18 protein-coding genes are annotated in these 22,279 nt (G+C 68.6%); 6 read left to right on the forward strand and 12 right to left on the reverse strand.

The window, feature by feature from the left end; translation table 11 throughout:
- The first annotated feature begins 21 nt into the window (after window positions 1-21).
- The gene (locus tag ABLE43_RS00770) at window positions 22-243 is read left to right on the forward strand and encodes a hypothetical protein (protein ID WP_348976555.1); all 222 of its coding nucleotides are present in this window, start codon (window positions 22-24) and stop codon (window positions 241-243) included.
- A 99-nt stretch (window positions 244-342) separates the two neighbouring features.
- On the opposite strand, the gene infC is transcribed toward ABLE43_RS00770, so the two are convergent.
- From infC to ABLE43_RS00820, 10 genes are all read right to left on the reverse strand, one after another.
- Window positions 343-876, reverse strand: a complete 534-nt coding sequence (gene infC / locus ABLE43_RS00775; protein WP_348976556.1) for a translation initiation factor IF-3 — start codon at window positions 874-876, stop codon at window positions 343-345.
- 63 nt (window positions 877-939) lie between these two features.
- On the reverse strand, window positions 940-2,952 hold the full coding sequence (thrS, locus tag ABLE43_RS00780) for a threonine--tRNA ligase (RefSeq protein WP_348976557.1): 2,013 nt from the start codon (window positions 2,950-2,952) through the stop codon (window positions 940-942).
- Between the two features lie 203 nt (window positions 2,953-3,155).
- Window positions 3,156-3,959: a hypothetical protein gene (locus ABLE43_RS00785; protein WP_348976558.1), complete on the reverse strand. Its 804-nt coding sequence runs from the start codon at window positions 3,957-3,959 to the stop codon at window positions 3,156-3,158.
- Window positions 3,960-4,059: 100 nt separating this feature from the next.
- On the reverse strand, window positions 4,060-4,461 hold the full coding sequence (locus ABLE43_RS00790; RefSeq protein ID WP_348976559.1) for a DUF3035 domain-containing protein: 402 nt from the start codon (window positions 4,459-4,461) through the stop codon (window positions 4,060-4,062).
- Complete coding sequence (gene lspA, locus ABLE43_RS00795; protein ID WP_348976560.1) at window positions 4,454-4,957, reverse strand: signal peptidase II; 504 nt, start codon at window positions 4,955-4,957, stop codon at window positions 4,454-4,456. The genes ABLE43_RS00790 and lspA overlap by 8 nt, the downstream gene beginning before the upstream one ends.
- Window positions 4,957-7,863 carry an isoleucine--tRNA ligase gene (gene ileS / locus ABLE43_RS00800; RefSeq protein ID WP_348976561.1) on the reverse strand — a complete coding sequence of 969 codons (2,907 nt, stop codon included), beginning with the start codon at window positions 7,861-7,863 and terminating at the stop codon, window positions 4,957-4,959. Before ileS ends, lspA begins: the two co-directional genes overlap by 1 nt.
- 165 nt (window positions 7,864-8,028) lie before the next feature.
- The gene (locus tag ABLE43_RS00805; RefSeq protein ID WP_348976562.1) at window positions 8,029-8,436 is read right to left on the reverse strand and encodes an acyl-CoA thioesterase; all 408 of its coding nucleotides are present in this window, start codon (window positions 8,434-8,436) and stop codon (window positions 8,029-8,031) included.
- Window positions 8,433-9,077, reverse strand: a complete 645-nt coding sequence (locus ABLE43_RS00810) for a hypothetical protein (RefSeq protein ID WP_348976563.1) — start codon at window positions 9,075-9,077, stop codon at window positions 8,433-8,435. Before ABLE43_RS00810 ends, ABLE43_RS00805 begins: the two co-directional genes overlap by 4 nt.
- Window positions 9,074-9,415, reverse strand: coding sequence for a DNA primase (locus ABLE43_RS00815; RefSeq protein WP_348976564.1), 342 nt, complete (start codon window positions 9,413-9,415; stop codon window positions 9,074-9,076). Before ABLE43_RS00815 ends, ABLE43_RS00810 begins: the two co-directional genes overlap by 4 nt.
- 60 nt (window positions 9,416-9,475) lie before the next feature.
- A complete protein-coding gene (locus tag ABLE43_RS00820; RefSeq protein ID WP_348976565.1) occupies window positions 9,476-10,762 on the reverse strand; it encodes a multidrug effflux MFS transporter in 1,287 nt (428 codons plus the stop codon).
- A gap of 115 nt (window positions 10,763-10,877) precedes the next feature.
- On the opposite strand from ABLE43_RS00820, the gene ABLE43_RS00825 reads away from it, so the two are divergent.
- Window positions 10,878-11,831, forward strand: coding sequence for an isopenicillin N synthase family dioxygenase (locus tag ABLE43_RS00825; protein ID WP_348976566.1), 954 nt, complete (start codon window positions 10,878-10,880; stop codon window positions 11,829-11,831).
- Window positions 11,832-12,071: 240 nt separating this feature from the next.
- Window positions 12,072-13,358 carry a homoserine dehydrogenase gene (locus tag ABLE43_RS00830; protein WP_348976567.1) on the forward strand — a complete coding sequence of 429 codons (1,287 nt, stop codon included), beginning with the start codon at window positions 12,072-12,074 and terminating at the stop codon, window positions 13,356-13,358.
- Window positions 13,359-13,374: 16 nt separating this feature from the next.
- Here the strand turns inward: ABLE43_RS00830 and ABLE43_RS00835 are convergent, their stop codons facing one another.
- A complete protein-coding gene (locus ABLE43_RS00835; protein WP_348976568.1) occupies window positions 13,375-14,376 on the reverse strand; it encodes a glycosyl hydrolase in 1,002 nt (333 codons plus the stop codon).
- A 66-nt stretch (window positions 14,377-14,442) separates the two neighbouring features.
- Entirely contained in the window at window positions 14,443-17,709 is a 3,267-nt protein-coding gene (locus tag ABLE43_RS00840; protein ID WP_348976569.1) for a TonB-dependent receptor, read from the reverse strand.
- A 207-nt stretch (window positions 17,710-17,916) separates the two neighbouring features.
- On the opposite strand from ABLE43_RS00840, the gene ABLE43_RS00845 reads away from it, so the two are divergent.
- The 3 genes from ABLE43_RS00845 to ABLE43_RS00855 are packed head-to-tail and all read left to right on the forward strand — an operon-like array spanning window position 17,917 to window position 22,249.
- Window positions 17,917-19,410 (forward strand): tryptophan halogenase family protein, encoded by a 1,494-nt coding sequence (locus ABLE43_RS00845; RefSeq protein ID WP_348976570.1) that lies wholly within the window; start codon window positions 17,917-17,919, stop codon window positions 19,408-19,410.
- Window positions 19,407-20,738: a tryptophan 7-halogenase gene (locus ABLE43_RS00850; RefSeq protein WP_348976571.1), complete on the forward strand. Its 1,332-nt coding sequence runs from the start codon at window positions 19,407-19,409 to the stop codon at window positions 20,736-20,738. Before ABLE43_RS00845 ends, ABLE43_RS00850 begins: the two co-directional genes overlap by 4 nt.
- Window positions 20,735-22,249 (forward strand): tryptophan halogenase family protein, encoded by a 1,515-nt coding sequence (locus tag ABLE43_RS00855; RefSeq protein ID WP_348976572.1) that lies wholly within the window; start codon window positions 20,735-20,737, stop codon window positions 22,247-22,249. The genes ABLE43_RS00850 and ABLE43_RS00855 overlap by 4 nt, the downstream gene beginning before the upstream one ends.
- The last annotated feature ends 30 nt before the right edge of the window (window positions 22,250-22,279 follow it).

Here is a 22,279-nt window from a genome sequence, read left to right on the forward strand (position 1 = left end):
GATTAAGGCAGGATCGCGGGCATGGACCTGCCGTTCCTGCTGCTGATCGCAGTCATCGCCGTGGTGCTGGCCACCGCCTTCATCGCATCGTGGTTCCATCGCGACCGCCCGCGTCGCGCCGCCGCGGGCAGCGACGGTGGCGACTGGTTCGTCGCCGGCGGCGGCTGGAGCGACGGCGGCCATGCCGGATCGTCCGACTGCGGCGGCAGCGACGGCGGGGGCTGCGGCGGCGGCGGCGACTGATCCGCCCTATCGGCGTATCGCCCGCACGCACCCATGAAAAAACCGCCATGCCCCCATGGGACATGACGGTCTTCCATCGCGCGAACAGCGGGCCGACGCTTACTTGGGTGCGAGCACCATCAGCATCTGGCGGCCTTCCATGCGGGGATAGGCCTCGACCTTGGCGATTTCCTGCGTCGCTTCGGCAACGCGCTGCAACACCGCCATGCCGAGCTGCCCGTGGCTGAGTTCGCGACCGCGGAAGCGCATGGTGATCTTCACCTTGTCGCCCTCCTCAATGAACTCGTGGACCTTCTTCATCTTCGTATCATAATCATGATCGTCGATGTTCGGACGCATCTTGATCTCCTTGATCTCCTGCGTCTTCTGGGTCTTGCGGGCGAGGTTCGCCTTTTTCTGCGCCTCGTACTTGAACTTGCCGACGTCGAGGAACTTGGCCACCGGCGGATCGGCGTTGGGCGATACTTCGACGAGATCCAGCCCGACTTCCGCCGCCGCCTCGATCGCCGCGCGCGTGAACATCACACCCAGATTCTCGCCCTCATGGTCGATCACGCGGACCTTGGGCGACTGGATGAATTCGTTGAATCGGGGGCCGTTCATCGGCGGCGGCGCATTCGGGCGACGCATCATGGGCGGACGGATAGGTGCTGCTCCTGTAGTTGACCAAAGTCCTATATAATCAATTCGGTCCGGTTACGAAAGGTTCCGTGCGAGATCGGGCGCCAAAGACTCTTCCCGCAGCATCGCGACCAGATCGTCGAGCGCGATCACCTGCTGCCCCTGGCTGCCTAGACGGCGCAGCGCGACGGTGCGTTCCTCCGCCTCGCGCTTGCCGACGACGACCAGCGCGGGAACCTTCGCCAGCGAATGTTCGCGCACCTTGTAGTTGATCTTTTCGTTGCGCAGGTCGGTTTCGACGCGGATTCCCGCTGATTTCAGCGCGGCGGCGACCTCGTTCGCATAATCGTCGGCGTCGGACACGATCGTCGCGACCACCGCCTGCACCGGCGACAGCCACATCGGCATGCGGCCCGCATGATGCTCGATCAGGATGCCGAGGAACCGCTCGAACGTGCCGAGGATCGCGCGGTGGAGCATCACCGGGCGGTGGCGGTTGCCGTCCTCGCCGACATAGGTCGCATCGAGTCGCTCAGGGAGCACCCGATCGGACTGGATCGTGCCGACCTGCCACGTCCGCCCGATTGCGTCGGTCAGGTGGAATTCGAGCTTGGGGGCGTAGAAGGCGCCTTCGCCGGGCAGTTCCTCGAACTTCGCCTTGATGTCCTCCGACAGGTTCGACGACAGCACCGCCTCGCGCAGCTCCGCCTCGGCCTTGTCCCACATCTCGTCGGAGCCGAAGCGCTTGTCGGGGCGCAGCGCCAGCTTCACCGCATAGTCGGTGAAGCCGAGATCCTGATAGACCGAGTCGAGCAGCTCGCAGAAGTCGCGGACTTCCTCGATCAGCTGGTCCTCGCGACAGAAGATGTGCGCGTCGTCCTGCGTGAACTGGCGGACGCGCATGATGCCGTGCAGCGCGCCGTGCGGCTCGTTGCGGTGGCAGCAGCCGAACTCGGCCATGCGGATCGGCAGGTCGCGGTATGACTTGATCCCCTGACGAAAGATCAGGACGTGGGCCGGGCAGTTCATCGGCTTCAGCGCCATCATGTCGGCATCGGCGCTGACGATCGCCCCCTCGTCCTCGGTGTTCGGGATCTCGTCGGGCACCACGAACATGTTCTCGCGATACTTGCCCCAGTGGCCCGACTGTTCCCATTGCCGCGCGTCCATCAGCTGCGGCGTCTTCACTTCCTGATAGGCATGCGCGTCGAGGCGGCGGCGCATATACGCCTCCAGCTGCCGCCACATCATATAGCCCTTGGGGTGCCAGAACACCGAACCCTGCGCTTCGGACTGGAGGTGGAACAGGTCCATTTCCGCGCCCAGCTTGCGATGATCGCGCTTCGCCGCTTCCTCCAGCCGGGTGAGATGGGCATCGAGCTGCTTCTTGCTGAGCCAGCCGGTGCCGTAGATGCGGCTGAGCATCGCGTTCTTCTGGTCGCCGCGCCAGTATGCGCCCGACACGCGGGTCAGCTTGAACGCAGCCGGATCGAGCTTGGCGGTCGATTCGAGGTGCGGGCCGCGGCACATGTCGAGCCATTCGCCCTGCCGATAGATCGTCAGTTCCTCGCCCTCGGGGAGTTCTGCGGCCCATTCGGCCTTGAACGTCTCGCCCTGCGCGGTCCAGCGGTCGATCAACTGCTGGCGGGTGACGACCTCGCGCTCGAACTTCTCGCCCTTCGCGATGATCCGGCGCATTTCCGCCTCGATCAGCGGGAGATCCTCGTCGGTGAACATGCCCCGGCCGGGGGCGGGGGCGAAGTCGTAGTAGAAGCCGTCGTCGGTCGCCGGGCCGAAGGTGATCTGCGTGCCGGGATAGAGCGTCTGCACCGCTTCGGCGAGGACGTGCGCGAAATCGTGGCGGTGGAGTTCGAGCGCGTCGGCCTCGTCCTTCGCGGTCACGAGCGCGAGCGATGCGTCGCCGTCGAACGGGCGGTTCAGGTCGCGCACCTGCCCGTCGACCCGGGCGGCGATCGCCGCCTTGCGTAAGGACGGCGAGATGGCGGCGGCGATGTCCGCAGGGGTAGTGCCCGGCGTCACCTCGCGGACGGCACCGTCGGGGAGGGTGATGCGGAACATTGTGGACATGGGAACCCTGAACTGTCGGAGGATAAACGTCGCGTGGACTAGCGGCTGGGGGCGGGGAGGGCAAGGATGGGTGCACCGCACCGCCGCGCCACCTGCCCGTCATCCCGGCGCAGGCCGGAATCCATTGTGTCGGGTGCCCGCGACTCCATCGATACCGTCCGCGTCCATGGATTCCGGCCTGCGCCGGAATGACGATGGGCGCCTTACTCCACCGCCGCGCCCTTGTCGGTATAGGTGATGCGGATGCGGACCCACACGCCGATCTGCGGGCGGCCGCCGATGCGCGGGGGCAGGATGCGGAACTGCCACGCCGCCTGCCGTACCGCACCCGCAAGGCCGGAGCCGCGCGCCGACTGGCCGATCTCGCGACAGTCGGTCACCTGATTGTTCGGGATGGTGCGGCAGGCGATCTCGCCCCAGCCGGGCTGGGCATTGCGGGGAAGATAGGTCGCCAGTTCGGTATGCGTCGGGCGGCGATACCAGTCGGCGGCGTAGAGCCGCTCGCCGCCGCCGCTGCCGCCGCCCGCATCGGCCACCGCGTCGCCGTCGCCGCTGTCGCCGTCGGCCTTGCCGCTGCCCGCACCGTTGGCGGCGGTGCGGGTACCGGGCGCGATCGCCGCGCGGGAGAATTCACGGCCCGACATCGGAATGATCTGCGACCACACGTCGTCGGACCGGTCGGCGGGAACGGGCGGCGGCGGCGGCGTCTCGGGTGGCGGGGTGGTGCGATCGACCGGGGTGGCGGTGGCGGCGCTGCCCGATGCCGCCTTGCGCGCGGCCTGACGTGCGGGTTGCGCCGCCGGGGCGACCCGGTCGGCGGGGAGCATGTCGACGACCAGCGGCGACTCTTGCCCCGGCGGCGGCGACATGACGACGGGGGCGAGGCGCAGCAGCAACCACAGGATCGCGCCATGGATCGCGACCACCAGCGCGAGCGTGCCCAGCCGCCGACGCAGCGGGACCGGCGCCTTCGCCGAAAAACCGCCTGTCCTGAACTGCGTCGCCACCGTCGCGTGCCGTTCCCGTAATCAGCGCCTGTCGCCCGGCATCGCGGTCACGATGCCGGGGCACATACCGTCCCGCACGGGACGGCGGTCCGCGACCGCGTTACGGCGTGGTGGTGCGCGCGGCCTGTCCGTCGCCCGGCGGGGCGGCGACGATGTCGCGGGTGGTCGCGCCCTTGTCGACGACGTTGGTCGAGGGGTCGGCCACGCCGGAGCGGATGCCCTGATCGGCCTGCACCTCGCCCGCCTGTTGCAGCGTCAGTCGCTCGGTGGCGCTGCGCGGGGCGGGGCCGCCGAACAGCGCCTGCATCGCCTGGGTCGAGGCGGAGGTGTCCTGCGGACGCGGTGCGCCCGGCTGCGGGGGAACGAGCGAATAGTCGGGCGGGATCACCAGCGGGGCCTGACGCGCCACGGCGAACTCGTCGGGACGGGCGCGGTTCAGCCCGCCGCCCTGGCAGCCCGCGAGGAGCAGGCCGAGGCTGCCGACGACGATAAGGTTACGCATTGGCCTTCTCCACAGGAACATCGGTCTTCGCATCCCGGGCGAACAGCGCCCGCACGAGGAGGATGACGACACCGATCGTAATCGCCGCATCGGCGATGTTGAATACCAGAAACGGGCTGAACCCGCCGAAATGCAGGTCGGCATAGTCGACGACATAGCCGAAGCGTACCCGGTCGACGATATTGCCGAGCGCACCGCCGAGCACCAGCCCCAGCGCGGCCAGTTCGGCGCGCCCCGTCTCGCGGCGAATCCACACTGCGACGCCGGTCGCGATCGCGGCGGTCATCGCCACCAGCGCCCAGCGCGCGGTCTCGCTGCCCGCCTGTAGCAGCCCGAGCGACACGCCGAAATTCTGGACGAAGCGCAGCGTGAAGATCGGTAGAACGTCATGGGACGCGCCGGGGTAGGAAATGCCCATCGGCCCGGTCACGAGATATTTGACGAGCTGGTCCAGCGCGAACACCGCCACCGCCAGCCCGATTGCCGCCTTCCGCATCACGCCACCACCTTTGCGCAACGATCGCACAATGCCCCGTCCGCCGCCACCTCGGGCAGGTGCCGCCAGCAGCGTCCGCACTTGGCATAGTCGGTCCGGGCGACCGTCACCTCGCCATCGGCCTGCGTGACTTTCGCCACGATGAACAGCTCGGCCAGTTCTTGCGGATCGAGCGGCAGGTCGGGCACGGTCACTTCCGCTTCTAGGCTGGAGCGCACCGTCTTGGCGCGGCGCAGCGGCTCGATCGCCTCCGTCACCTGTTGCCGGAGCGCGCGCAGGGTCGCCCATTCGGTGCCGAGCGGCATATCGGCGGGAAGGTGCGGCAGTTCGGGCCATTCGAGCAGGTGGACCGACCCGTCCTCGCTGGGGAAGCGCGCCTGCCACACTTCCTCGGCGGTGAAGGCGAGGATCGGGGCGGCATAGCGCACCAGCGCGTGGAACAGCGTGTCGAGCACGGTGCGGTACGCGCGGCGCTTGGGATCGTCCGCCGCGTCGCAATAGAGCGAGTCCTTGCGGATATCGAAGAAGAAGGCCGACAGGTCCTCGTTCGCGAAATCGATCAGCGCGCGGGCATAGCGGTTGAACTCATAGGCTTCCGCCGCCGCCTTCAACTCGGCGTCGAGGGTGCCGAGCAGGTGCAGGACATAGCGCTCCAGCCCCGGCATGTCGGCGACCGGCACCCGCTCCGCCTCGTCGAACCCGTCCAATGCGCCGAGCAGATAGCGGAAGGTATTGCGCAGCTTGCGATAGGCGTCGCCGGTCCCGGCCAGCACTTCCTTGCCGATGCGCACATCCTCGAAATAATCGGTCTGCGCGACCCACAGCCGCAGGATGTCCGCGCCCGATTCGCCGATCACCTTGAGCGGATCGACGACGTTGCCGAGGCTCTTCGACATCTTGCGCCCGTTGCCGTCGAGCGCGAAGCCGTGGGTCAGTACCGCCTTGTACGGCGCGCGACCGCGCGTGCCGCACCCTTCCAGCAGCGACGACTGGAACCAGCCGCGATGCTGGTCCGACCCTTCGAGATACAGGTCGGCGCGGGTGCCCTCGCCGAAGCGCGCCTCGAGCGTGAACACATGGGTGCAGCCCGAATCGAACCATACGTCGAGGATGTCGGTGACGACCTCATAATCGGCGAGGTCATAGTCGGGCCCGAGCAGCGCCTGATGATCGGCGGCATACCATGCGTCCGCCCCCGATTCGCGGAAGGCGGCGAGGATACGTTCGTTCACCGCTGCGTCGCGCAGATACTCGCCGGTCTGGCGATGGACATAGAGCGCGATCGGCACGCCCCATGCGCGCTGGCGGCTGATGACCCAGTCGGGACGGCCCGACACCATCGCGGCGATGCGGTTGCGGCCCTTCTCCGGCACGAAGCGCGTGTGGTCGATCGCGTCGAGCGCGATCTCGCGGAGCGTCGGGCCGTTCGACCCCCTCTCCCCTTCAGGGGAGAGGGCCGGGGTGAGGGGGCTTGGCGAGAGGTTGGTGATCCCAAGCAGCGGATCGCCAACCCCCTCTCCCAACCCTCTCCCCATTTGGGGAGAGGGCTTGTCCATCGGGATGAACCATTGCGGGGTCGCGCGGAAGATCACCTTCGCCTTGGAGCGCCAGCTGTGCGGATAGCTGTGCGCGAAGTCGTCCGACGCCGCCAGCAACGCGCCCGCTTCGCGCAGGTCCGAACAGATCGGGCCGTCGCTGGCGGTGAACTTCTTGTTGATGACGCTGCCCTGCCCGCCGAGCCATGCCCAGTCGGCGCGGTAGCTGCCATCGCCCTGCACCGCGAACACGGGGTCGATGCCGTTCGCCTTGCACAACTCGAAATCGTCCTCGCCATGGTCGGGGGCCATATGGACGAGGCCGGTGCCCGCGTCGGTGGTGACGAACTCGCCGGGCAGGAACGGGCGGGGCTTGGCGAAGAAGCCGCCCAGCGCGTGCATCGGGTGGCGTGCGGTGGCGCCAGCCAGTTGGGTGCCTTGGATGAACTGTCCGTGTTCTTCGATGTAAGCGTCGAAGAACTCGGTTACGTCAGCGAAACCCAATCCTGCCCGGTCAGAGAACTGCTGCGCAAGTCGTTGTGCCACTAAGTATCGTTTGCCGTTCGATGGCAAGACGACATACTCGTTATCAGACCCGTACGCCAACGCCTGGTTCACCGGGATCGTCCACGGCGTCGTCGTCCAGATCACCGCATGCGCGCCGACCAGCTCCGGCGCGTTCGGCGCATCCACGATCTCGAACGCCACGTCGATCTGGGTCGAGACGATGTCCTCATATTCGACCTCCGCCTCGGCCAGCGCGGTCTTTTCGACCGGGGACCACATCACCGGCTTGGCCCCGCGATAGAGCTGGCCCGACATGGCGAACTTGAGCAACTCCTCGGCGATCGTCGCCTCGGCGTCGAACTTCATCGTCAGATAGGGATCGGCCCAGTCGCCCATCACGCCCAGCCGCTGGAACTGGCCCTTCTGCACATCGACCCATTTGGCGGCATAGGCGCGGCATTCGGCGCGGAACTCGGACGGGGGAACCTCGTCCTTGTTCCGCTTTTTGGCGCGGTACGCCTCCTCGATCTTCCATTCGATCGGCAGGCCGTGGCAGTCCCAGCCGGGGATGTAGGGCGCGTCCTTGCCGAGCAGCGACTGGGTGCGGACGACGATGTCCTTCAGCACCTTGTTCATCGCATGGCCCATATGGATGTCGCCATTGGCATAGGGCGGGCCGTCGTGGAGCAGGAAGCGTTCCCGCCCGGCACGCTCGGCGCGGAGGCGATCGTACAGGCCGATCTTTTCCCAGCGCGCGAGAATCGCCGGTTCCTTGGCGGCGAGGCCCGCCTTCATCGGGAAGTCGGTCTTCGGCAGGAAGACGGTATCGCGCCAGTCGCGCGTCGTGTCGGGCGTGTCGGTCATAGGAATGTGCGCGATTAGCCGATGCGGGGGCGCAAGCCTAGGACGGAATCGGTGTGGTCCCGTTCGTCATTCCGGCGCAGTCCGGAATCCATGGATACGGGCCGGTACGACGGGGCCGCGACGTTGCCTGTCCGTGGATCCCGGCCTGCGCCGGGATGACGGACGTCAGCCGACGAACCGCGCCGTCACCGCATCGGGCACGCGGAGCAGCCGTCCGCTCGCGCGGTCGATCAGCGCCCAGGTGGTGCGCGCCTCCACCTTCACCCGCCCGTCCCCGCCGGTGAAGCGCATCAGCCGGTCGAAGCGCGCGCCACGCGGGCCTTCGGGTGCGATCCACGTCTCCGCACTTACCGTCTCGCCCGCCGCGACATTGCCGCGATAGTCGATCTCGTGCCGGGTCACGACCCAGACATAGGCTTCCTGCTGTTCCCGCGTCGCCACCGCCATCCAGTGCGCCACCGCCACGTCCTGAATCCAGCGGACCCAGACCGCATTGTTCACATGGCCCAGCTCGTCGATGTCGGCGGCAGTGGCGGTGATCGTGGCGGTGTGGCGGGGGGCGGGGGTGGTCACTGGCCGGGGGTATCGGCGGCGAGGCGGGGTTTCAAGCCGCTGTCGGAGATGCGCCACGACCGCTGCTCCGCCGTCGCCCCATCGATATCGCCGGTGCGGTGCAGCGTCACCATGCCCTCCAGCCGGGCGGGACGGCCGTCGCGCAGGCGTGCGTCGACCGTGACCGGTATCTCGATATAGCGCTGGCCCGCCCCGGCATCGATCCGCCCCGGCGTGCCGATCGTCGCGCGATAGGCGGCGTATTTGGCGAAGCTGTCGGCAAAGGCCTGCGCGCTCATCCCCGCCGCCTGCCCGCGCCCCTGCCACAGGCGATAGGCATCGCCGTAGCGCCGGTCCGCGATCGCGGCAAAATAGGCACGCAGTACCGCCACGGCGGCGTCCGCTCCTGCCTCCGCCGCGACGGATGGCGAAGGATCGGGGACCGGTACGGGCGGATCGAGCGGCGGCGGGGCGGAAACGCCGGGGATACCCTCCCCGGCGGGCAGCGTCGTCGCGGGCGTGACCGGCGTCGGCGCACCTGCGCTCGGCACCGGTTCGGGCGCGGCGGCGGTGGTCGCGCTGTCGTTCCGCGCGGCGTCGTCGCCGCCGCCACCGCACGCGGCCAGCAGCAGCGCACCCGCGACGGCGGCGCGGCTCCTCACGGTTCGATCGCGTCGCGATCGGCGTCGTCGAGGTCGTCGTCCCCGGCGAGATTGTCGTCGTCGAAATCTTCCTGGAGTTCGTCCTCTTGCCTGTCGCCCTGGCCGGTGACGGTCACGTCCTCGTCCTCTTCGGCGAGGTCGTCGTCCTCCATCGCCAGCTCGTCCTCGTCCGCGTCGTCCGACATGCCGAGGTCGGGTTCGAGGTCGGTCAGGATCGTGCCGTCGCTGGGGCCGTCGCGGGTCGCCTCGAGGATTTCGGCGCGCTGGCTCTCGTCATAGCCGTCCTCGTCGTATCCGTCGTCGCCGGTGCCGGTGCCGTTCACCTGATGTCCGCCCATCGTGCTCACTCCGTCATGGGGATCGTGCGGCATCAAACCCGCCGGGCAGGGGAGGGGTTCCTACCCCCTTCGGAACAGGCGGCCGTGTTCGGTGCGGAACACGACGAACAATGCGATGAGGCCGAGCACGAGGAACCCGCCGTAGAGCGGCACCGTCGTCCCGTCGAACGCCTGCCCGATCAGCGCGCCGAGCACCGCGCCGCCCAGCGTCGAGACGAACCCCTGGAGCGACGAGGCGGTGCCCGCGATCCGCCCCATATTCTCCATCGCCATCGCCGAGAAGTTGGAGGTGGCGAGCCCGAAACACGCCATCATCAGCGCCTGGAGGATGATGAAGCTGACCAGCGATTCGAGGCCCGCCAGCGTGATCGCCAGATGCAGCGCGGCGACGACGATCAGCCCGGTGAGCGCCGCGTGGCTGATCAGCCGGGTGCCGAAGCGCATCACGATCTGCGAATTGAAGAAGGATGCCGCCGCCATCGTGCTGGCGACGCAGGCGAAGACGATGGTCAGCAGCTTCGGCCGGTCGAACGTCACGTCCATGATCTGCTGGATCGATCCGACGAAGCCGAACAGCCCGCCCTGCAGCAGCGCGGCGGCGAGCGTATAGCCCACCGCATAGCGATCGCGCAGCACGATGCCATAGCCTTGCGCGATGCGGCGCGGGTCGAGCGACTGGCGTTCGGATGCGGGCAGCGTCTCGGGCATGCGCGCCACGAACCATGCGAGGATCGCCACGGTCACGATCGCGATCCCGCCGAAGATCCAGCGCCACGACCCGAACATCAGCACGACTTCGCCGAAGGTGGGGGCGAGGATCGGGGCGGCCATGAAGAAGATGAAGGCGAGGCTCATCACCCGCGCCATCGCCCGCCCCGCATAGCAGTCGCGCACCAGCGCCACCGTCACTACCCGCGACGCCGCCACCGCCGCGCCCGAGGCGAAGCGCGCGGCGAGCAGCAGCACGAAGCTGCCCGCGATCGCCGCGATCAGGTTGGTGATCGCGGTGGCCACCAGCGCGAAGATCAGCACCGGGCGGCGGCCGTAGCGGTCGGCGAGCGGGCCGTAGACGAGCTGCGCGATCGAGAAGCCGAGCAGGAAGGCGGTGATGACGAACTGGCGGCTGTTCGGTTCGGCCACGTCCAGCGCGCTGCCGATCGCCGGGAGCGCGGGCAGCATCGAGTCGATGCCGAGCGCGGTCAGCGCCATCAACGCGGCGATCAGCGTGACGAATTCGCCGAAGGGCAGGGGCGAACGGTCCTGCGCCCCGGCGGGTTCGGGTTCGGGTGCGGGCGCGGCGGCGCCGTCGGCGCGGGCCGAAGGCGGGGTTTCGGGTCGGTCGAGCATTTGCGTATCCCCATGACGCAAAAGGACGCCGCCGTCACCCACAGCTTGCCCCTGTTCGTCGCGGGCCGGGCGCTCTATCTTGGTCATTTGGTGTTCCGGAGTGTTGGGAAGGTTTATGGTCGACACGGTACTTGCCGAGGTTCCGCTCGTCTCGATGGCGCAGGCGAAGGACGATCCGGACGGGTTCGCACAGGCGTTCGGACGGTCGTTCCAACGCTTCGGTTTCGCGATGGTATCCGACCATGGCGTCGACCAGCGGGTGATCGACCGCGCATGGGCAATGACCAAGGCGTTCTTCGATTTGCCCGAGGAAGAGAAGCGCGGCTATTTCGTCGCGGGCGGCGGCGGCGCGCGCGGCTATACCCCGTTCAAGACCGAGATCGCCAAGGGCGCGCAATATGTCGACTTGAAGGAATTCTGGCACGTCGGGCGCGAACTGGCCGCCGGGCACCGCTATGGCGAGGTGATGCCCGCCAACATCTGGCCCGCGCGACCGGAAGGGTTCCGCGAGGCGTTCCTCGACCTGTTCGCCGCGCTGGATGCGGCGGGCGACCGGTTGTTGTCCGCGATCGCGCGCTATCTGGGCCTTGCGCCCGACTGGTTCGATCCGGCGGTGAAGGACGGCAATTCGGTGCTGCGCCTGCTCCACTATCCCCCGGTCGCCGCCGATGCGCCCGAGGTGCGGGCGGGCGCGCATGAGGACATCAACCTCATCACCCTGCTGCTGGGTGCGGAAGAGGCGGGACTCGAACTGCTCGACCGCGACGGACGCTGGCTGCCGGTCGCGCCGCCGCCCGGTGCGATGGTGGTGAACGTGGGGGACATGCTCCAGCGGCTGACCAACCATGTCCTGCCCTCCACCACCCACCGCGTGGTCAACCCGCCGCCCGAACGCCGCGGCCATTCGCGCTATTCGATGCCGTTCTTCCTGCATCCCGCGCCCGATTTCCTGATCGAGACGCTGCCGGGCTGCGTGTCGGACGAACGCCCGGATCGCTATCCGACGCCGATCACCGCGCACGACTATCTGTACGAGCGGCTGGTGGAGATCGGGCTGATCAAGAAGTAGGGCCGCTGCCGGTCGGTTCGAGCCGTTCCTCCCCGTTCGGTTCGAGCTTGTCGAGAACGGGTGCCGGCGGGCAAGGCGTTCTCGACGGGCGCTTCTCGGCTACGCTCGAAGCTCCTCGAACCGAACGGTCAGGGTGGGTCGAACACCCTTCCCCTGCCGCACCCCAGCGACTAGAGACACGAAACCGGCCGGGGCGATGCTCCGGCCGCAATTTTGTTACGTCTGCAACCAGAGGAAGATATGACCGAACCGCTCCGCGTCGCCATCGCCGGCCTTGGAACCGTGGGCGCGGGCGTCATTCGGCTGATCGAGACCAACGGCGAACTCATCGCAAGGCGGGCAGGCCGCCCGATCGAGATCGTCGCGGTATCGGCGCGCGACCGTGCCCGCGACCGCGGCGTCGACCTGTCGCGCTACCACTGGGTCGATGACACCGCCGCGCTGGTCCACACCGGCGAGGCGCATGTCGTGGTCGAGCTGATCGGCGGATCGGACGGCCCCGCCCTTACGCTGGCGCGCGCGACGCTGGGCGCGGGCAAGAGCTTCGTCACCGCCAACAAGGCGATGATCGCGCACCACGGCCTCGAACTCGCGACTGCCGCCGAGGATCGCGGCGTCGCGCTGAAGTTCGAGGCGGCGGTCGCGGGCGGCGTGCCGGTCATCAAGGGCCTGCGCGAAGGGGCGGCGGCCAACGAGATCTCGCAGGTCTACGGCATCCTCAACGGCACCTGCAATTTCATCCTGTCGAAGATGGAGGCCGAGGGCCGCGACTTCGCCGAGGTGCTGGCGGAGGCACAGGCGCTGGGCTTTGCCGAGGCCGATCCCAGCTTCGACATCGACGGGGTCGATGCCGCGCACAAGCTGTCGATCCTCGCCAGCATCGCCTTCGGCACGCGTCCGGCGTTCGGCGAGGTGGCGGTGACCGGCATCCGCCATGTGCTGGCCGCCGATATCGCCGAAGCCGCGGCGCTCGGCTATCGCATCCGGCTGGTGGGTGTGGGCGAGGCGGGGCCGCGCGGGCTGTTCCAGCGGGTGCATCCGCATCTGGTGCCGCTCGACCATCCGCTGGCGCATGTCACCGGATCGCTCAACGCCGTGGTGGCGGAGGGCAATTTCGTCGGGCGGCTGTTCTTCCAGGGGCGCGGCGCGGGCGACGGGCCGACCGCCAGCGCGGTGGTCGCCGACCTGATCGACATCGCCCGCGGCGAATATGGCCCGCCTTATGCGATGCCCGCCGCCTCGCTCAGCGCGCCTGCCGCCGAGGCATCGGGCGAGCGGCGCGGGCGGGCCTATGTCCGCCTGACCGTCGCCGACAAGGTGGGCGTGCTGGCCGAGATCGCGGCGGCGATGCGTGACGCGGGCGTCTCGATCGAAAGCCTGATGCAGCGCGGCGCGAATGCGGACGGCAGCGTGCTGGTGGCGATCGTGACGCACGAGGGGCCGGAGCGCTGCGTGGCGCAGGCGCTGGAGAAGCTCGGCGGATCGGCCAGCGTGCTCGGCCAGCCGATGTGGATGCACGTGCTGTAGGACGCGCGCCGCCGCGCTATCCCGCGAGATAGCGCGGCAGTTCGTCCTTCGTCACATAGCGCGCCGAGTTGTAATATGCCTTGAGCTGCGCCGCGGTGTTCTGCGCCGGGTCGGTCAGCCAGCGGGTGTGCCACGTCATGAACCACAGCCAGTCGGCCTGTGGCCCCAGCGTCGCCGGATCGGGGATCGGCCCGTTCTCGTGCAGGCAGATCGGCACGCTGTCGCCGACGATCGCCTTCGTCGCGGCGAACATCGGTGCCAGATTGCCATGGTCCTCGACATAGATGTCGGACCCGGCGACATCGACATAGGCGCGCCCCGGATACCAGTGCGGATCGACATTCTGCCCCGCCCAGCCGAGCACCCAGATCAGATTGTCGAGGCGGCGTTCGTGGACGTAATAGTCGTACATCGTCCGCCACAGCGCCTTGAACGCATCCGGGCCGTGCTTGCCCCACCAGAACCAGTCGCCGCTGAATTCGTGGAACGGCCGCCACAGGATCGGCAGCTGTTGGTCGCGCAGCGCCTGTAGCAGGTCGCCGGTTTCCGCCATCTGCGCATGCATCGCGCGGTGCTGCGGCGTGCCCGGCGTCAGCGCGGCGGCGACGTCGAAGTCCTTCTTTGAGTTCTCATAGCCGGTGCCGATGTCGGGTGCGCCCCAGTGCCAGCAGATGGTGGCGATCCCGCCCGATGCGATCCACGCTGCCGCGCGGCGGTTCACGTTCGCATTGTCGCGCGGGTCGATATAGTCGAGACCGAGCAGCGCGGGCAGCTTGCCCGTCACCCGCTCGATATGACGCAGTTCGGCATCCGGCCCGCCGGTCGCGGCGAAGCCCTCCTGCTGGCCGGTCAGCGTCCGCCTGCCGTATCGCGACCAGAGATAGGCGTAGAGCGCGCGCGCCTGGCGCGATGCGGCGGGATTGCTCAGCCGCCCCCGGCGCGGTGCGGCGGCACCGGCGGGTAGGGCGAGGCCGAGTGCGCCTGCCCCCAGCAGCGTTTCGCGTCGGGTCAGCCGCATGCTCGTCTCCGCCGGACAGAAAAAGGGCGGGCGGTCTCTGTCGGAACCACCCGCCCGGTCAAGAGGTCAGAGCGTCAGGCGGACCGAGAGCGAGAAGCGCCGGTCGTTGATGAACGCCGCGCGCTTGGCCCGGACGACTTCCCCGTCCTCGTCGGCATAGAGGCCGAAGCTGGTCCGGGTGATCTCGTTCAGCATGTTCTGGACCTGCACGCCGATCTTGAACTGATCGTTGACGGTGTAGAACAGCGACCCGTCGAGCTGCCCGGTCGGTTCCGAGAACACCGGCAGGAACGGGAAGCAGCAGTCGCGCACCGAGATCAGGTACGACGAACGCCAGCTGTAGGCGAGACGGGCATAGAGGCCGTACTTGTCGTAGAAGCCCGCCACGTTGACGTTGTGCTTCGAGAGCTGCTGGAGCGGCAGCGCGCCGTACAGGCCGTCGACCTGGCCCGGCGGACGGTTGCCGTCGGCGGCATTGTTCGCCGGGGTCGGGTTCGGGAAGCTGCCGGTATCGACGAAGGTATAGGTCGCCTGCATGCCGAGACCCGACAGCGCGCCCGGCAGGAAGTCGTAGGTCTGCTGGTACGAGATTTCGGCGCCCTTGATCGTCGCCGAGCCGTCGACGTTGGCCGGACCCTGCACCAGAATCGGGAAGGTCGCGCCGTTGTTGGTGAGGTTCAGCACCGACTGGCTGTTGTCGTCGATCAGGTTGGTCAGCCGCTTCCAGAACACCGCACCCGTCAGCGAGCCGACGCGGTTGAAATACCATTCGGCGGTCAGGTCGGCCTGGGTCGCCTCGACCGGTTCGAGGAACGGGTTCTGCGATCGGGCGCTGAACACCAGCTGGCCGGTGCGGTTCGTGTCGGGATTGACGCCGATGAACGCGCGCAGGTTGCCGAAGTTCGGCCGCGAGAGCGCCCGCGATCCGGCAAGGCGGAACTGGAGCTTCTCGGTCGGCTTGAAGCGCAGGTTGATGCTCGGCAGCCAGTGATCGAAGCGGTTGCGCCCGGTGTAGGGCGTCGACGCACCGTTGGCGAAGGCGATCGCCCGCTGCTGGTCGGCCGCCGGCAACTGGCAGATGCCTGCGCGCTGCTGCCCCGGTTCCGGCGCACGGGCGCAGAATTCGGCGAGCGTGTAGGGACGACCGGTGTCGGGGTTGGTCGTCGGATTGAACACCGCATTGGCGAGCGGCGCAGTCACCGCACCGAACGAGCGTTCGAGCGTGTTGACGTAGCGGACGCCGATATTGCCGTCGAACGCCGATGTCCCGCCCAGGTCAGCCGCGAAGTCGAGGCGCGCATAGCCCGCGATCGTGGTTTCCGAATTGTCGAACACCTCGTTCGGGCAGAAGAAGCGGTTCACCTTCGCCGCATTGTTCTGGCAGGTCCGGTCCTCGAGCGGGGTGTAGCTGCCCTGACCGGCCCGGTTGATCTGGCGCAGCAGGTTCTGCGACCGGTCATAGTCGAGCAGGATGTCCGGGTTCAGATAGTTCGCGTTGGGCGGCGCGAGCGCTTCCCCGCGGAAGAAGTTCGGGAAGCCGTAGACGCCGTACAGGCTGCGATCGATCGACGCGAAGGTCTGCGCGCCGCCGCCGGTCCAGGTTTCCGAAGGCGCGCCCCAGTTGTTGTAGCCGTTGTTGCGCACGACCTGGTCACGGTCGGCATAGCGGCCGCCGACGCGGATGCGGCGCAGGAAGCCGCTGTCCGACAGGTCGTATTCGCCGTCGGCGCGGAAGGCCCATTCCTCGCCGTTGTTGTCGTTGATGTCGCTGAACGCATCGCGGAAATAGATGCTGTTCGGGTTGCTGAAATATTCGGCGGCGCTGGGGGTGCGGCCGTTATAGGCGGGCACGTCGCCGATCGAGAAGGCGACCTGCGGGATCTTGCCCGACGTGTCGAGGAAGATGTTCGACCAGGTGCCGGTATCGATGATGACGTCGGTCGCGTTCAGCTTCGACTTGACGTACTGGCCGTCGAAGTTGAAGCGCAGCCGGTCGCTCGGCGTCACCTTGAAGTTCAGCGAGTAATCGTCGGTCTGCGCCTCGTTCGACAGCGCACGGTTCGAGAAGGTGGTGAAGATGCCGCCCGACTGGAAGTTGGTGAGGCGGCCATATTGCCCGTTCGAGCCGGGGATGAAGCCTTCCTTGAAGCTGCCCGGACGGCGGATGTTGCCGCTGACGAACACGCGGTCGTCGTCGAAGGTGTAGCTGGTGCCCGGTGCCGGGAAGGTCGCGTTGACGTCCGCATACCACACGTTCGGCTCGATCGTGCGCTCGACCCAGGTGTTCTTGCCGTTGGTGCGCAGGAACTGCGCGGTGGCGATCAGCTCGTCGCCTGCGGTCGCGAACTGCGCGGCGGCCGAGATGCCGTAGCGGCGACGGTCGAAGTCCTGCGTGCGCACGCCCGCGCCGGTCGGCGCGTAGCAGCTGGTCAGTCCGTTGCCGCAGTTGAACGTGTCGGTGACGGTCGAGGCATAGGGCGTGCCCGCGTTGAAGGTGCGCGTGCCGTTGAAACGCTCGAACGGCGAGGAGACGAACGCCGAATGCGCCTGCGAATACAGCTGCGAATAGGTGCCCGACACCAGCAGGCCGACGCGCGAGCCGTTCGACAGCTCCCACTGGTTGGAGAACAGGCCGGTGAAGGTCGGCGCCGACTTCTCGATCAGGTCGGCGTAGTTCATTTCCGCCGAGAGATAGACGAGCCGCTTCTTGGAATCGAACGGCTTGCGGGTGTTGATGTTGACCGTGCCCGCGATGCCGCCCTCGATCAGGTCCGAGGTCAGGTTCTTGAACACCTCGACCGAACCGACGAGTTCGGGGGCCACGTCGTTGAAGCCGATCTCGCGCCCGCCCGAGGTCGAGAAGGTGTCGCGACCGTTGAATTCGCCGCGGACGAAGGTGAGGCCGCGGATGACGACGCCCGAACCTTCGACCGAGAAGTGGGCCGAATCGCCCGCCGCCGCGAAGCGGGTGATGGCGACGCCGGGCACGCGCTGGAGCGCTTCGTTGACCGAACGGTCGGGCAGCGCGCCGATATCCTCGGCGGTGATCGCGTCGACGACGGTCGCGCTGTCACGCTTGATGTCCTGCGCCTTGGCGAGCGAGGCGCGGATGCCGGTGACGACGATCTCGTCGCCTGCGGGCGCATCGTCCTTGGCGGGCGAGGGCTGGTCGGACGGATTGGCGGGGGCGCCGGTCGGCGTCTCGGTCGCGGTCGAGGTCTGCGATTCGGGCGCGACCGTGTCCTGCGCCTGCGCACCCTGTGCCAGGAGCGCCAGCGCCAGCGCCGAGGCGCCACCGGCCGACTTCAGAAAATGCATGTAAGACAAGCGCATGCGCTTGGTAGCCATCGACTTCCTCCCCTGCACGCCGGTCTTAGTGCCGGCTGCCACCCTGTCGCGAGCCGTCATCACAGCGCCGCGTGGTGTCTGCTTATGCTTTCTGACAGCGTGGGACAATCACGAAAGCAAAATGGATTTCGTTATTACGGATGATTGTTGTCAGCGTTGTCTTTTTGCCACAACCCGGTTCAGGAGAGGGGCGTGGAACGGGTGCCGGTCGAAGTCGTGATCGTGGGCGGTGGCACCGCCGGATGGATGGTGGCCGCGGCGCTAGCGCGTCATCTGGGCCGGTCGGCGCGCGTCCGGCTGATCGAATCGGCGGAGATCGGGATCGTCGGCGTCGGCGAGGCGACGCTGCCGCATATCCGCCAGTTCGTCACCGCGCTGGGCATCGACGAGGCGGCGTTCATGGCCGCGACCGACGCCACCTACAAGCTGGGCATCGCGTTCGAGGATTTCGGCGCGATCGGCGAGCGCTACATCCACCCCTTCGGCACCTTCGGGCGCGAACTGGCCGGGGTCGGCTTCCATCATTTCTGGCTGCGCGCGGCGGCGGGGGGGCATGCGGCACCGATCGGCGCCTATTCGCTGGGGGTGCAGGCCGCGGAAGCGCGGCGCTTCGCGATTCCGCGCGACGACGATCTCTCGCTCGCCGCCAGCTACGGCTATGCCTATCAGTTCGACGCCACGAAGTTCGGCCCGTTCCTGCGTGCCTTCGCCGAGCCGCTGGGCGTGCGCCGCACCGAGGCGAAGGTCGTGTCGGTCGAGCGCGATCCCGCCGGCGGCGATGTCGCCGCGCTGCTGCTCGACAGCGGCGAGCGGGTGACGGGCGACCTGTTCGTCGACTGTTCGGGGTTCCGCAGCCTGTTGCTGGGGCAGGCGATGGGCGAGCGTTGGGAGGACTGGTCGCGCTGGCTGCCGTGCGACCGCGCGGTCGCGGTGCCGTGCGCCTCGCCCGGGGGGGAGATCGAGCCCTATACCCGCGCGACCGCGATGGCGGCGGGGTGGCGCTGGCGCATTCCGCTGACCAGCCGGGTCGGCAACGGCTATGTCTTCTCCTCCGCGCATCTGGACGAGGACGCCGCGACGCAGGCGCTGCTGGCGGCGATCGAGGGGCGGCCGCTCGCCGATCCGCGCGTCCTGCGGTTCAGGGCGGGGCGGCGGGCGCGGAGCTGGGTCGGCAATGTCGTCGCGGTGGGGCTGGCATCGGGGTTCCTCGAACCGCTCGAATCGACCTCCATCTATCTGGTGCAGATGGCGATCGCCCGGCTGATCGAGCTGTTCCCGCTGAACGGCGTCGAGGATGCCGACCGGGCCGAATTCAACCGGCTGGTCGACATGGAATATGACCGCATCCGCGATTTCCTGATCCTCCATTACCACGCCACGCGCCGCGACGATTCGTCGTTCTGGCGCCATGTCCGCACGATGGCCGTGCCCGATACGCTGGCGGGCAAGATGGACCTGTGGCGCGCGACCGGGCGGGTCGAGCGGTACGGCGAGGGGCTGTTCCTCGAGCCGAGCTGGATCGCGGTCTATCTGGGGCAGGGGGTGGTGCCCGAGGGTTACGACCCGCGCGCCGACATTCCCGCCGACGCCGCGCTGGCGAAGGCGCTGGGCGACCTGCGCGACGAGATCGGGGCGCAGGTCGCGGCGATGCCGCCCCACGCCCGTGCGTTGGGGCGGGCGGCGTGAACGCGCGCGCGCCGCTCGGCACGATCGCGGTGGTGGGCGGCGGGCAGGTCGCGCTGCTCGCCGCCTGCGCGCTGGCCCGCACGCTGCCGGGCGCGCGGGTGCGCTTGCTGCCGGTAGCGGTGCCGCCGCATGCCATGGCCGATGCGGCGCATGGCAGCCTGCCGATGCTGGCGCGGCTGCACGCACGGATCGGGATCGAGGAGGCGGGTCTGATCCGCCGCGCCGGGGCGAGTCACCGGCTGGCGACGTGCCACAGCGGCGGCTGGCGCGCGGACGGGCGCGACTGGTGGATCGGGCACGGCGCGGTCGCCGATCCGGTCGCGCACGGCTTTGCGGGCAACTGGAGCGGACGTGCCGAACCCGCGGCGAGCGCGCCGACCGGCCCCGCCGTCGCGCTGGCGATGGCCGGGCGCTTCGCCGAGGCTGCCGACGATCCCGCATCGCCGCTGAGCGATATCGACCACGGCCTGCGCTGGTCCCCCGATGCCTGTCGCCGGTATCTGGCGGCGCTCGCCCGGCATCTGGGCGTCGCGATCGAGCCGCCGGGCGATAGCCGCCCCGCCGGTGTCGATGCCGATCTGGTGGTCGATGCGTCGGGGGTGGCGGGCAGCGACTGGATCGACTGGTCCGACGAACTGGCCGTCGACCGGGTGGCGATCGATCATGCCGCGCCGGTGCTGTCGGTGGTCGACCGCGTCGAACTGCGGGATGACCGGATCGAGCTGTTCTCGCCGGGGCGCGACGCGCTGCGGCGGGTGACGATGCGCCGGGGCGGTGACGGCACCCGCTTGCGCAGCGGGCGGCGGCGCGCGGCGTGGACCGGGCGGGTGGTGGCGCTGGGCGATGCCGCCGCGCTGCTGCCGCCGCTGGGGCAGGCGAACCTCGCGCTCGCGGCGCAGGCGATCGAACTGCTGGTCGAGCTGTTGCCCGGGCGGGACATTCATCCGCTGGAGCGCGACGAATATAATCGCCGCGCGGCGCTGGCGGCGGATGCGATGCGCGATTTCGTGGCGGCGCATCTGGTGGCGTTGCCCGCAGGGCATCCGCTGCGGGCGCGCCCGTCGCCGATGCTGGCGCTGCGCCTGTCGGAGTTCGCGCGCCGGTCGCGCCTGCCCCATGTCGAGGAAGACCCGATCCCGCGCGACCTGTGGACGCAGCTGCTCGGCGGGATCGGCATCGTGGCCGGTGTGCCCGCACACCGCGCCGCCGACGATCCGCACGCCGTCGCCGCCGCGCGGGCGGCACAGGACCGCCGCAATGCGCAGGCGGTGGCGCTGGCCGAACCCTATGCGACATGGATGGGCCGGATGACGGGGGAGCGGATATGAGCCGGGCGGCAGCGCCGATCGAATCGGTGGTGATCGTCGGCGGCGGCACGGCGGGCTGGATGGCGGCGGCGGCGGCCTCGCGCTATCTCGACGACGGGCGGCGGACGATCACGCTGGTCGAATCCGATGCGATCGGCACCGTAGGGGTGGGCGAGGCGACGATCCCGCCGATCCTGCAGTTCAACCGCCTGCTCGGCATCGACGAGGCGGAGTTCGTCGCGAAGACCGGCGCGACCTTCAAGCTCGGCATCGAATTCGCCGACTGGGGCGCCGTGGGCGAGCGCTATATCCACCCCTTCGGCACGATCGGGCGCGATTTCGAGGGGGTGGCGTTCCACCAGCACTGGCTGAAGCACCGCCGCGCGCACGGCATGGCCGATTTCGAGCGATTCTCGATGTCGGCGCAGGCCGCCGCCGCGCATCGCTTCGCGCCGCCGGTGGCCGATGCGCGCAGCCCGGCGTCGCAACTGGCCCATGCCTATCATTTCGATGCCGCCCTGTATGCGAAGTTCCTGCGCGAACGGGCGGAGGCACAGGGCGTGCGCCGGGTCGAGGGACGGATCGCGTCCGTCGAGCGGAACGGCGAAAGCGGGCATGTGACGGCAGTCGTGCTGGACGACGGCCGCCGGGTGGCGGGCGCGTTCTTCATCGACTGTTCGGGGTTCCGCTCGCTGCTGCTGGGGGAGGCGCTGGGGGTCGGCTATCGCCACTGGTCGCACTGGCTGCCGTGCGACCGGGCGATCGCGGTGCCCTCCGAGCGGGTCGGGCCGCTGCTGCCCTATACCCGCGCAACCGCGCGCGAGGGCGGCTGGCAATGGCGCATCCCGCTCCAGCACCGCACGGGCAACGGCCATGTCTATGCCAGCGGCTTCACCGACGACGCGCGCGCGCAGGAGGTGCTGCTCGCCAACCTCGACGGGGCGCCGACCGCCGAGCCGCGCAGCCTTCGCTTCACCGCCGGGGTGCGCGAGCGGTTGTGGGAGAAGAACGTCGTCGCGCTGGGCCTGTCGGGCGGGTTCCTCGAACCGCTCGAATCGACCTCGATCCACCTGATCCAGACCGGCATCTCCAAGCTGTTCTGGCTGTTCCCCGACAGCGGCCATGCCGCGGTCGAGCGGCGCGAATACAACCGGCTGATGGGCGAGCAGTTCGACTACATCCGCGACTTCATCATCCTGCACTACAAGGCGACGCGGCGGGACGACACGCCGTTCTGGCGCTACGTCCGCGATATGCCGATCCCCGACACGCTGGCGCACAAGATCGAACTGTTCCGCGAGAAGGGCCGCATCCTGCGCTACGACCATGACCTGTTCGAGGTGCCGAGCTGGGTGTCGGTGATGTTCGGGCAGGGCATCTGGCCGGTCGGCCACGACGTGGTGGCCGATTCGCTGGACGAGGCGCGGGTGGCCGACGCGATGACGCGCCTTGCCGCCGCCTATGCCGACATGGCGCAGCGCATGCCCGACCATGCCGCCTATGTCGCGCGCACCGCGCCGATGCGGGGGTAGCGGGGCGACCGTCGGGTCGAGCACCGGCGA

Source organism: Sphingomonas silueang (assembly GCF_040049155.1).
Classification (GTDB): Bacteria; Pseudomonadota; Alphaproteobacteria; order Sphingomonadales; family Sphingomonadaceae; genus Sphingomonas; species Sphingomonas silueang.